Here is an 11,709-nt window from a genome sequence, read left to right on the forward strand (position 1 = left end):
GGTTGGCCGCATGCGCGTGCGGGTGGAGTTCACGACCGAGCCGTTCCACGGCGAGGACGGCCAGCTGCCTGCCCACGTGACCGCGTCCGCCGACGCGCTCCGGTATGCCGGGTTGTCACCCGACCTGGGACCGCTCGGCACGTCGGTCGAGGGCGAGGCCGAGGTGGTCGTCGACGCGGTGGGCGCCGCGCTCAAGGAGGCGTTGTCCCACGGCGCGACCCGGGTCACCCTCACCCTCGGTGACGTCGACGCGGTGACCGCCGTCACCCCCGCGGCCGGTGCCGGGGCCGGTGCTGGGGCCGGTGCTGGGGCCACCGACTTCACCGACGGCTTGTCGCGGCTCATCGCCGACGTCGAGCGCGAGCTCGGGGGCTCTCTCGCAACCCTGCCGCGCGCCGAGAAGCAGCACGCCGTGCGCCTGCTGGAGGAGCGCGGCGCGTTCGAGATGCGCCGCAGTGCGGAGACGGTCGCGGAGGCCCTGGGCCTGACCCGCTTCACCGTCTACAACTACCTCAACCGGATCCGGGACTCGGCGGCCGAGCCCGCCGGCTGACGCGGCATACCCGGTCGTCCTGGGACCCCGTCGACTGCTCGCCGCGTCCCCCGCAGGTCTGCACCGCAGAAACTTTCAACAGATTGTTGACTGGTTCACATTGGCGCGCCTATCCTTCCATCATCCGTAAACAGGTTTCCACCATTCGGAAGATCTCCGAATCGCTCGGGAAGCCGTCCCCGCGCCACCCACGCCGACCCCGCCAGGGTCGACGGGCACCGCAAGGAGCACCATGAGCTTCGTCCTCGGACCCAACCAGTACGGCAAGGCGGAGAACCGCGTCGTCCGCGTCTACCGCGACACCGCCCGCCACGAGATCCGCGACCTCAACGTGTCGACCGCCCTGCGCGGCGACTTCACCGAGGCGCACACGACCGGTGACCAGGCCAGCATCCTGCCCACCGACACCCAGAAGAACACCGCCTTCGCGTTCGCCAAGGAGCACGGCGTCACCTCACCGGAGGACTACGCCCTCACCCTCGGCCAGCGCTTCCTCGACGTCACGCCCGTCGCGACCGCCAGCCGGATCGAGGTCGAGGAGTATGCCTGGGACCGCATCGAGGTCGGCGGCACCGGCCACGACCACGCGTTCGTGAAGCGGGGCGGCGAGGTACGCACCACCGTCGTCACCCGCGACCGCAGCGGCGACGAGCCGCGCGCCTGGGTCGTCTCCGGCGTCAAGGACCTCGTGGTCCTCAAGTCGACCGGCTCGGAGTTCAAGGGCTACCTCAAGGACGAGTACACGACCCTCAAGGAGACCGACGACCGGATCCTCGCGACCTCGCTCGTGGCGCGCTGGCGCTACGAGTCCACCGAGGGCGTGGACTGGAACAAGTCGTTCGACGACGTGCGGTCGCTCCTCCTCGAGACGTTCGCGACGACCTACAGCCGCGCACTGCAGGAGAGCCTCTACGCGATGGGGTCGGCCGTCCTGGCCGCTCACCCCGAGGTCGCGGAGATCAAGTTCTCAGCCCCCAACAAGCACCACTTCCTGGTCGACCTGTCCCCGTTCGGGTTGGACAACCCGGGTGAGGTGTTCATCGCCGCAGACCGCCCGTACGGGCTGATCGAGGCCACGGTCCAGCGCGAGAGCGGCTCGGACGCGGGCGACGCCTGGCTCACCGTGCCCGGCTTCTGCTGACGCCCCTCCGCTCCTCGTCGCCACTCCTCGTCCCCGCTCCTCGGGGCCGGCGCCCGTACACCCCACGACGCCCGCGCCGGCTCCCGCACGCATCTGATTCCCTCTCCTCCTCCCGGAGCCTCCCGACATAGCTCCAGACAGAAAGGCCTGTCATGAGCGCAGCCACCGCAACACCCCAGTCCCAGCGCGCCTCCCGCCACCCGGTCGACGAGGTCCTGCCCATCCCGAAGCTCGCGATCTACGGCTTCCAGCACGTGCTGGCGTTCTACGCCGGTGCGGTGATCGTGCCGATCCTCCTGGCCAGCGCCATCGGGCTGTCGACCCAGGAGCTCATCCACCTCATCAACGCCGACCTCTTCACGTGCGGCATCGCCTCGATCATCCAGTCGGTCGGGTTCTGGAAGGTCGGCGTGAAACTGCCTCTCCTGCAAGGGGTCACGTTCACCGCTGTCTCGCCGATGATCGCCATCGGGATGGCCGCGGGCGGCGGTACCGACGGCCTGCTCGTGATCTACGGGGCGGTGATCGTGGCGGGCCTGTTCACCTTCCTCGTCGCGCCCTACTTCAGCCGGCTGATCCGCTACTTCCCCCCGGTGGTCACCGGTTCGGTCATCACGATCATCGGCCTCGCGCTGCTGCCGGTCGCGGCTGCGGACGCAGCCGGTGGCGCGGGCCCCACCCTCGACCCCACCAGCGGGCGCAACCTCGCGTACGCGCTCGGCACGCTCGGGCTGATCGTCGCGATCCAGCGGATCTTCAAGGGATTCATGGCCACCGTGGCAGTCCTCATCGGACTGGTCGTCGGCACGCTCATCGCCTGGATCCTCGGTGACGCGCACTTCAACTCGGTCTCGGACTCGGGCTGGATCGGGGTCACGACGCCGTTCCACTTCGGCTGGCCCAGGTTCTCCGTGGCCGCGATCATCTCGATGATCGTCGTCATGCTCATCACCGCCGTCGAGACCACCGGTGACGTGTTCGCCACCGGCGAGATCGTCGAGAAGCGCGTCGGCAAGGAGGACATCGCCCGTGCCCTGCGCGCCGACGGTCTGGCCACCACGATCGGTGGTGTCTTCAACTCCTTCCCCTACACCTGCTTCGCCGAGAACGTCGGCCTGGTGCGGTTGACCCGGGTCAAGAGCCGCTACGTCGTCGCCACGGCAGGGCTGATCATGGTCGTCATCGGCCTCATCCCGAAGGCCGGCGCCATCGTCGCGGGCATCCCGCACCCGGTGCTCGGTGGTGCCGCGCTGGCGATGTTCGCCACCGTCGCCGTCGTGGGCTTCCAGACCCTGTCGCGGGTCGACTTCCACGACCACCGCAACGTCGTCATCGTCGCCACCGCGGTCGGCCTCGCGATGTACGTCACCGCACAGCCCGACGTGGCCAAGGCCGTCCCGGACTGGGCCCAGATCATCCTCGGCTCGGGCATCACCCTCGGCTCGATCACCGCCATCGTGCTCAACTTCCTGTTCCACCACGTCGGGTCGAGCCGGGGTCCGGCCGTGGCCGGCGCTCCTGGGTCGTTGGTGCGGCTGAGCGAGGTCAACCAGATGTCGCGTGAGGACTTCGCCGACACCTTCGGCAGCCTGTTCCAGGGTCCGCGCTGGGTGGTCGAGCGCGCCTTCGACTCACGGCCGTTCAGCGACACCAGTGACCTGCGTCGCGCGTTCCAGGAGGCGCTGTTCTCGGCCAACGAGGACGAGCAGCGACAGCTGATCGACTCCTACCCCGACCTCGGCGCCGACAGCGTGGCGGAGGGCGACGAGGGGCCGGACTCGCTGCGCGACCAGTCCTCGCTCGGGCTCACCCGTCTCGACGAGAAGGGTCACGGCGAGCTGGCCGAGCTCACCTCGCAGTACCGGGACCGGTTCGGCTTCCCCCTCGTCACGTGTGTCCGCGACCGCGACTCCTTCGACCAGGTGGTGCGCACCGGCTGGGAGCGGTTGAACAACTCCCAGGCGCAGGAACACGCCTCGGCGCTGGTGGAGATCGCCAAGATCGCCGGCTACCGGTTTGATGACCTCGTGGCCGACGCCAACCCGATCCACTCCGCCCGCACCCGGTTCGTGGAGGGTCGATGACCCTCGAGAACCTCAACGCGCTGCCGGCGTCGGCCCTGGAGGGGCAGCTGACCGCGTGCCTCCCGGTGCCTCGCTGGGTCGCCGCCGTCCGCGACGGCCGACCGTATGCCGCGTGGCAGGACCTCGAGGCGACCGCCGGCGCCGCCGCCCAGCACCTCGACGACGAGGAGCTGGAGGCGGCGCTGGCCGGCCACCCGAGGATCGGTGAACGGGCCGAGGGGCCGCACCACAACGCGGCCGCCAGTGCACGCGAGCAGTCCGGGGTGGACCCGGCCGACGCCGAGGTGGCGCGCGCGCTCGCCGAGGGCAACGCGGCATACGAGGCGCGTTTCGACCGGGTGTTCCTCATCCGGGCGGCAGGCCGCTCCGCGCCCGAGATCCTCGCAGAGCTGGACCGCCGGCTCGGCAACGACGACGCCGCCGAGCGCGAAGAGACCGTGACCCAGCTGCGCGAGATCGCGCTGCTCCGACTCCGACAGGTGGCCTCCTGATGGGAACCCTCAGCACGCACGTCCTCGACACCAGCCTCGGCAAGCCCGCGGCCGGCATCACGGTGGTGCTGGAAACCGTTGATACGACTGGCTCCGGGGGACAGGCGATCGGTGACGGCATCACCGATGGCGACGGGCGGGTCGGCAGCATCGGTCCGGAGCGGCTGGAGGCGGGCGACTACCGCCTGCGGTTCGCCTCGGGTGGCTACTTCGCAGGGCGTGGCGTCGAGGCGTTCTACCCCGAGGTGGTGGTGGTCTTCACCATCGCCGACGCCGACCAGCACTACCACGTGCCGGTCCTGCTCAACCCGTTCGGCTACTCCACCTACCGGGGGTCGTGACCGTGGCGACCGTCGCGCGGCTGGTCCTGGACGGTTGCACGGTGGTGACGATGGACCCGGCCAGGACCGAGCACGCCGTCGGCCACGTGGTCGTCGAGGGGTCGCGCATCGTCGCCGTCGCACCGGGTCGCCACGTGGACGACGGGAGTGCGGCCGAGGTGGTCGACGCGACCGGCTGCCTGCTGACGCCGGGCCTGGTCAACACCCACCACCACCTCTACCAGTGGGCCACCCGGGGCCTGGCGGTCGACGCCACGCTGTTCGGCTGGCTGACCGAGCTCTATCCCGTCTGGGGTGGCATCGACGAGGACGTGGTCGGTGCTGCCGCAGCAGCCGGGCTCGGCTGGTTGGCCCGCACGGGGTGCACGACGTCGATGGACCACCACTACGTCTTCCCCCGCCACGGAGGCGACGTCCTGGGTGCCGAGGTGGACGCGGCGCGACGGATCGGCCTGCGATTCCTCGCGGCTCGCGGCTCGATGGATCTCGGCGAGAGTCAGGGCGGACTGCCCCCCGACCACGTGGTCGAGGACCTCGACACCATCCTCGCCGCGACGGCGGCCGCCGTCGACGCGCACCACGACCCGTCACCCGACTCGATGTTGCGGATCGGCGTGGCCCCGTGCTCGCCCTTCTCGGTGACCGCCGACCTCTTGCGCGAGTCCGCGGCCCTGGCTCGTGACCGCGGGGTGCGGCTGCACACCCACCTGGCGGAGACGACCGACGAGGAGCGCTACTGCGCCGAGCGATTCGGGTTGAGCCCGCTGGCCTACCTGGAGTCCCTCGGCTGGCTCGGCGACGACGTGTGGCTCGCGCACGGCATCCACTTCGACGACGTCGCGATACGCACACTGGCGGCCACCGGCACCGGTGTCGCCCACTGTCCCTCGTCCAACGCCCGCCTCGGTGCCGGCATCGCCCGCACGCGCGACCTGCGCGACGCAGGGGTGCCGGTGGGGCTCGGGGTGGACGGTGCGGCGTCGAACGAGGCGTCCTCCCTCGTCGAGGAGGCACGCCACGCGCTGCTCTTCGCCCGGGCCCGAGGCGGTCCGGAGGCGCTCGGGGTGCGGGACGCGCTCGAGCTGGCCACGATCGGCGGGGCCCGGGTGCTCGGCTGGGACGACCAGATCGGGTCGCTGGAGGTCGGAAAGCTGGCCGACATCGCGCTGTGGCGACTCGACGGGCTGGGCCATGCCGGCGTGGTCGACCCGGTGGCCGGGCTCGTGCTCGGTTCACGGCCGCCGCTGGAGCTGCTCCTGGTTGGAGGCAGCCGGGTGGTGTCGGGCGACAGGCTGGTGACCGCTGACGAGGAATCGCTTGCGGCACAGGCGGTCTCGGCAGGGGAGCGGTTGCTCGCGCGGCACCGCGACGCCGCCGGATATATCTCGACCACCGGCTGAGACGACGGCCCCAGCGGTCTTGACGATGTCGCAGGTTGACGCCTACCCTTTCATTGATCGGAAAAACGATTCCACAATGCGGAAACAAGGAGAGAATGCCATGTCGGACCACGGACTGCGCTACGAGGTGAACTGCTCGATCCTGTTCACCGAGCTGCCGCTGCTCGAGCGGCCGGCCGCCGCGAAGGCGGCAGGGTTCGACGCCGTGGAGTTCTGGTGGCCCTGGCCGGACCAACCGGTGCCCGCCGACCGTGAGGTCGACGCCTTCGTGGGCGCCGTCCAGGACGCCGGGGTTCAGCTGGTGGGTCTCAACTTCTTTGCCGGTGACCTGGCCGGGCCCGACTGCGGGGTGCTCTCGATCCCCGACCGCGTGCAGCAGTTCCGCGACAACGTCGACGTGACGGTCGGCATCGGAGAGCGGCTCGGCGTCTCGGCGTTCAACGCCCTCTTCGGCAACCGTGTCGAAGGCGTCTCGGCGCAGGAGCAGGACGAGCTCGGGCGTGAGTCGGTCGCCTTCGCCGCCAAGGCCGCCGACCGGATCGGGGCGACCGTCCTCGTCGAGTCGGTCAGCGGCCCCAAGCCCTACCCGCTGCGGACCGCGGCCGACGCCGTGGCGGTCGTCGACGACGTGCGCGCCACCGGGACGAGCAACGTCGGCTTCCTCCTCGACCTCTACCACCTGGCCGCCAACGGCGACGACCTCGAGGCCGCCATCGCGGCCTACACCGACCGCACTGCCCACGTGCAGATCGCCGACGCCCCCGGGCGCGGTGAGCCCGGCTCCGGCGCCCTCGACCTCCAGCGCCACCTCGGCGCCCTCGCCCAGCGTGGGTATGCCGGGTGGGTGGGGCTGGAGTACAAGCCCACCACCGCGACCACCCCCGAGAGCTTCGGCTGGCTCCCGCGCGAGAGACGCTCTGCCTGACCGCATCACGACACGCCAACGACCTTCAAGGAGAACGCAATGAGCACCATCGCCTTCATCGGACTCGGCATCATGGGCAGCCCCATGGCCGTCCACCTCCAGGACGCCGGGCACGACGTCGTCGGCTACAACCTGCACCCCGACAAGACCAAGCCCCTGGTCGACGTGGGCGGCACCGCGGCGGCTTCGGTCGCGGAGGCGGTGCGTGACGCCCAGGTGGTCGCGGTGATGGTCCCCGACAGCCCCGACGTGCAGGACGTGCTGCTGGGCGAGGACGGTGTCTTCGCCAACGCCAAGGAGGGCACGCTGGTCATCGACTTCTCCAGCATCCGCCCCGACGTGACGGTCGAGCTCGCCAAGGCCGCGCAGGACAAGGGGTTCCGCCTGCTCGACGCCCCGGTCTCCGGTGGCGAGGCGGGCGCCAGGAACGCCGCCCTGTCGATCATGGTCGGCGGTGCCGCAGCGGACTTCGCGGAGGCCAAGCCGCTCTTCGACGCGGTCGGCAAGACCATCGTCCACGTGGGCGGCAACGGTGCTGGGCAGACGGTCAAGGCCGCCAACCAGCTCATCGTGGCCGCCAACATCCAGGCCCTGGCCGAGGCCGTGGTCTTCCTCGAGGCCTACGGCGTCGACCTCGGTCCTGCGCTCGACGTGCTCGGCGGTGGGCTGGCCGGCTCCAAGGTGCTGGACCAGAAGCGCGAGAACATGACCAACAAGTCCTTCGAGCCGGGGTTCCGGATCGACCTCCACCACAAGGACCTCGGGATCGTGACCACCGCCGCCCGCGAGGCCGGGGTGGTCGTACCCCTCGGCGGGCTCGTCGCGCAGCTGATGGCCTCGGCCCGCGCGAACGGCGACGGCGGGCTCGACCACTCGGCCCTCCTGCGCGGCGTCCAGCGCCTCTCCGGCCAGCTCTCGAGCTGAACCGACCCCACAGACCCGGCCACCCGGCATACCGAACCACCCTGAACCAGGAGCACCACCATGGCACGCATGACTGCGGCCCAAGCGGCCGTCGAGATCCTCAAGAAGGAAGGCGTGACGAATGTCTTCGGTCTGCCCGGAGCGGCGATCAACCCCTTCTACAAGGCGATGAAGACCAACGGCGGCCTGCACCACACGCTGGCCCGTCACGTCGAGGGCGCCTCCCACATGGCCGAGGGCTACACCCGCGCCAGGGCCGGCAACATCGGCGTCTGCGTCGGCACCAGCGGCCCGGCCGGCACCGACATGATCACCGGCCTCTACTCGGCCAGCGCCGACTCGATCCCGATCCTGTGCATCACCGGACAGGCGCCGGTGGCCAAGCTGCACAAGGAGGACTTCCAGGCCGTCGACATCGCCTCGATCGCGGGGCCGCTGACCAAGATGGCGGTCACTGTGCTCGAGCCGGCGCAGGTCCCGGGCACCTTCCAGCAGGCGTTCCACCTGATGCGTTCGGGACGTCCCGGCCCGGTCCTCATCGACCTGCCGATCGACGTCCAGATGGCCGAGATCGAGTTCGACGTCGAGACCTACGCGCCGCTGCCGACCTACAAGCCGGCAGCCACCCGCCCGCAGGTCGCGAAGGCCCTGGACCTGCTGGCCGCGAGCGAGCGCCCCCTGATCGTCGCCGGCGGCGGCATCATCAACGCCGACGCCGCCGCCCTGCTGGTCGAGCTCGCCGAGCTGACCGGCGTCCCGGTCATCCCGACCCTGATGGGCTGGGGCACCATCCCCGACGACCACGAGCTCAACGCCGGCATGGTCGGACTGCAGACCAGCCACCGCTACGGCAACGCCACCATGCTCGAGTCCGACTTCGTCCTGGGCATCGGCAACCGGTGGGCCAACCGCCACACCGGTGACCTCGAGACCTACACCAAGGGCCGCACGTTCGTGCACGTCGACATCGAGCCGACCCAGATCGGCCGGGTCTTCGCCCCTGACTACGGGATCGTCTCCGACGCCAAGGCTGCTCTGGGGCTGTTCGTCGAGGTGGCCCGCGAGCGTCGCGACGCCGGTCGCCTCGCCGACCGCACCGCGTGGGCGCAGTCCTGTCGCGACCGCAAGGCGACCATGTGGCGCAAGACCAACTTCGACGTCACCCCGGTCAAGCCCCAGCGGGTCTACCAGGAGATGAACCGTGCCTTCGGCAAGGACGTCCGCTACGTCTCGACCATCGGGTTGTCCCAGATCCAGGCTGCCCAGCTGCTGCACGTCTACAAGGACCGGCACTGGATCAACGCCGGACAGGCGGGGCCGCTGGGCTGGACGGTGCCGGCGGCACTCGGCGTCGCCACGGCAGTCCCCGACGAGACCGTCGTCGCCCTCTCCGGCGACTACGACTTCCAGTTCATGATCGAGGAGCTGGCGGTCGGGGCGCAGTTCAACATCCCCTACATCCACGTCCTGGTGAACAACGCCTACCTCGGCCTGATCCGGCAGAGCCAGCGCGGGTTCGACATGGACTACTGCGTCCAGCTGTCGTTCGACAACATCAACAGCCCCGAGGTCGGCAGCTACGGCGTCGACCACGTCAAGGTCGTCGAAGGCTTGGGCTGCAAGGCGATTCGCGTCTTCGACCCTGAGGAGATCGCCCCGGCACTGGAGAAGGCCAAGGCCATGGCGCAGGAGTACCGCGTCCCGGTCGTCGTCGAGGTCATCCTCGAGCGCGTCACCAACGTCTCGATGGGACTGTCCATCGACAGCGTGACCGAGTTCGAGGAGCTGGCAGCGGGCGGCGCCGACGCCCCGACCGCGCTCTTCGCCAACCTGGACTAGGTCAGCCGATGCCCCGCGTCCTGCTGGCCCCCGACAAGTTCAAGGGCACCCTGACGGCCGCCGAGGTCGCGGTGCACCTGTCTGACGGCCTGCGCTCGGTCCTGCCAGACGTCGAGGTGGTCGTCGTCCCCGTCGCCGACGGGGGCGACGGCACCCTCGCCGCGGCCGTGGCTGCCGGCTTCACCCGGATGCCGGTGTGGGCCACTGGCCCGACGGGTATGCCGCGAGAGTCGGCCTACGGGGTACGCGGCACCGAGGCGGTGGTCGAGCTGGCGGAGGTGTCGGGCCTGGCCCAGCTGCCCGGCGGGCGAGCAGCCCCCCTGTCGGCCTCCAGCAGGGGCACCGGCGAGCTGATCGCCGCTGCCCTGGACGCGGGAGCGCGTCGTGTCGTCGTCGCCGTTGGCGGGAGCGCGTGCACCGATGGCGGGGCGGGTCTGCTCCAGGCGCTCGGCGCCACCATCCACACCGCCACCGGCGCCGAGGTGCGCCCGGGTGGGGCCGGGCTGCTCGACGCGGCCCGTCTGGACCTGACTGGGCTCCATCCCGAGCTCGCCGAGGCGGAGCTGGTCGTGGCCTGCGACGTCGACAACCCCCTCACCGGCAGCCGTGGGGCTGCGGCGGTCTACGGCCCGCAGAAGGGCGCGGGCCCCGAGGACGTCGAGCTGCTCGACTCCGCGCTGACCCGCTGGGCCGACCTCGTCGCCCGCGCCACCGGCACCGACCGACGGGACGAACCGGGAGCAGGAGCTGCGGGCGGGGTCGGCTTCGGGCTTCTCGCCGTCCTCGGCGCGACGACACGACCAGGAGCCGAGCTCGTGTTCGAGCTGACCGGGCTGCCTGACGCCCTTGCCGGGGTCGACCTGGTCGTGACCGGCGAGGGCTCGCTCGACGCCCAGACCTTGCACGGCAAGGCTCCGGCCGCCGTCGCCGCGCTGGCCCGCGACAAGGGGGTGCCGGCTGTGGCGGTGGCCGGTCAGGTCACGCTGACGCCTGCCGAGCTGGGAGCGGCAGGCCTGCACGCGGCATACGCGCTCGTCGACGAAGGCACGCGGCACGAGGCGCTGAACGCACCGGGGCCGCTGCTCGAGCGGATCGGCGCGCGCATCGCGCGCGAGCACCTCGGAGGTGGGCGATGAGGTTCGCGAGGGTCGGTCCCCCCGGAGCCGAGCGTCCCGTGGTCGTCGCCGACGACGGTGGCCTGCTCGACCTGAGGACACTGACGACTGACATCGACGCGGCCTTCCTGGGCAACCTGGCTGCGGTCGACACCGCTGCGCTGCAACGGCTTCCGCGAGACGAGGACGTGCGGTTCGGCTCGCCGATCGCGCGGCCGGGCAAGGTGGTCGGCATCGGGCTCAACTACCGTGACCATGCCTCCGAGGCGCGGGTGCCGCTGCCCACCGAGCCGGTCGTCTTCCTCAAGGCGCCGACCTCGGTGTGCGGACCCACTGACGACATCAGGATGCTCCCGCAGTCGGTCACGACGGACTACGAGGTGGAGCTCGGGGTCGTCCTCGGGGCGCCGCTCAAGGACGAGCGCGACCGGTCCCGCGCGCTGCGGGCGGTCGCCGGCTACGTGCTGGCCCACGACGTCTCCGACCGGGCGCTCCAGCTCGAGCGCGGCGGCACCTGGACGAAGGGCAAGTCGGCTGACACCTTCTGCCCGCTCGGCCCGTGGCTGGTCACCCCCGACGAGCTCGGCGACCCTGCCGCCGTCAGGTTGCGGCTCTCGGTGAACGACACCCTCAGGCAGGACGGATCGACCGGCGACATGCTGTTCTCCGTCGCCGAGCTGCTCTGCTACGTCAGTGGCCTCATGACGCTCGAGCCCGGCGACCTCGTCATCACCGGCACCCCGGCCGGCGTCGCGATGGGCCAGCCGGAGCCGCGGCCCTACCTGCGCCACGGCGATGTCGTGTGCGCGGACGGCGGGGTCCTCGGTCGCCATCGCAGCCGCGTCGTGGACGCAGTTCGTTCTGCCACACCGGCAGCGGCGAGCTGAGGCAGGGAT

Annotated in this window: 10 protein-coding genes and 1 pseudogene; all 11 read left to right on the plus strand. The window is 70.8% G+C overall.

The window, feature by feature from the left end:
* Positions 1-10: 10 nt before the first annotated feature.
* The 11 genes and pseudogenes from AC1DWP_RS11445 to AC1DWP_RS11495 all read left to right on the plus strand — a co-directional run bounded on the left by AC1DWP_RS11445 (position 11) and on the right by AC1DWP_RS11495 (position 11,700).
* The gene (locus AC1DWP_RS11445; protein ID WP_477614577.1) at positions 11-553 is read left to right on the plus strand and encodes a helix-turn-helix domain-containing protein; all 543 of its coding nucleotides are present in this window, start codon (positions 11-13) and stop codon (positions 551-553) included.
* 232 nt (positions 554-785) lie between these two features.
* On the plus strand, positions 786-1,694 hold the full coding sequence (gene pucL, locus AC1DWP_RS11450) for a factor-independent urate hydroxylase (RefSeq protein WP_477614578.1): 909 nt from the start codon (positions 786-788) through the stop codon (positions 1,692-1,694).
* Positions 1,695-1,846: 152 nt separating this feature from the next.
* Positions 1,847-3,778: a 2-oxo-4-hydroxy-4-carboxy-5-ureidoimidazoline decarboxylase gene (gene uraD, locus AC1DWP_RS11455; RefSeq protein WP_477614579.1), complete on the plus strand. Its 1,932-nt coding sequence runs from the start codon at positions 1,847-1,849 to the stop codon at positions 3,776-3,778.
* Positions 3,775-4,269 carry a 2-oxo-4-hydroxy-4-carboxy-5-ureidoimidazoline decarboxylase gene (uraD, locus tag AC1DWP_RS11460; RefSeq protein ID WP_477614580.1) on the plus strand — a complete coding sequence of 165 codons (495 nt, stop codon included), beginning with the start codon at positions 3,775-3,777 and terminating at the stop codon, positions 4,267-4,269. The genes uraD (AC1DWP_RS11455) and uraD (AC1DWP_RS11460) overlap by 4 nt, the downstream gene beginning before the upstream one ends.
* Complete coding sequence (gene uraH, locus AC1DWP_RS11465) at positions 4,269-4,610, plus strand: hydroxyisourate hydrolase (RefSeq protein WP_477614581.1); 342 nt, start codon at positions 4,269-4,271, stop codon at positions 4,608-4,610. The genes uraD (AC1DWP_RS11460) and uraH overlap by 1 nt, the downstream gene beginning before the upstream one ends.
* A complete protein-coding gene (locus tag AC1DWP_RS11470; RefSeq protein WP_477614582.1) occupies positions 4,607-6,010 on the plus strand; it encodes an 8-oxoguanine deaminase in 1,404 nt (467 codons plus the stop codon). Before uraH ends, AC1DWP_RS11470 begins: the two co-directional genes overlap by 4 nt.
* 115 nt (positions 6,011-6,125) lie before the next feature.
* The gene (locus AC1DWP_RS11475; RefSeq protein WP_477614628.1) at positions 6,126-6,935 is read left to right on the plus strand and encodes a hydroxypyruvate isomerase family protein; all 810 of its coding nucleotides are present in this window, start codon (positions 6,126-6,128) and stop codon (positions 6,933-6,935) included.
* 33 nt (positions 6,936-6,968) lie between these two features.
* Positions 6,969-7,859, plus strand: a pseudogene (locus AC1DWP_RS11480) (2-hydroxy-3-oxopropionate reductase); the annotation flags it as partial.
* Positions 7,860-7,919: 60 nt separating this feature from the next.
* Positions 7,920-9,698, plus strand: coding sequence for a glyoxylate carboligase (gene gcl / locus AC1DWP_RS11485; protein ID WP_477614583.1), 1,779 nt, complete (start codon positions 7,920-7,922; stop codon positions 9,696-9,698).
* Positions 9,699-9,706: 8 nt separating this feature from the next.
* Entirely contained in the window at positions 9,707-10,834 is a 1,128-nt protein-coding gene (locus AC1DWP_RS11490; protein WP_477614584.1) for a glycerate kinase, read from the plus strand.
* Positions 10,831-11,700 carry a fumarylacetoacetate hydrolase family protein gene (locus tag AC1DWP_RS11495; protein WP_477614585.1) on the plus strand — a complete coding sequence of 290 codons (870 nt, stop codon included), beginning with the start codon at positions 10,831-10,833 and terminating at the stop codon, positions 11,698-11,700. Before AC1DWP_RS11490 ends, AC1DWP_RS11495 begins: the two co-directional genes overlap by 4 nt.
* Positions 11,701-11,709: the final 9 nt, after the last annotated feature.

The organism is Pedococcus sp. P2_F6 (assembly GCF_056403675.1).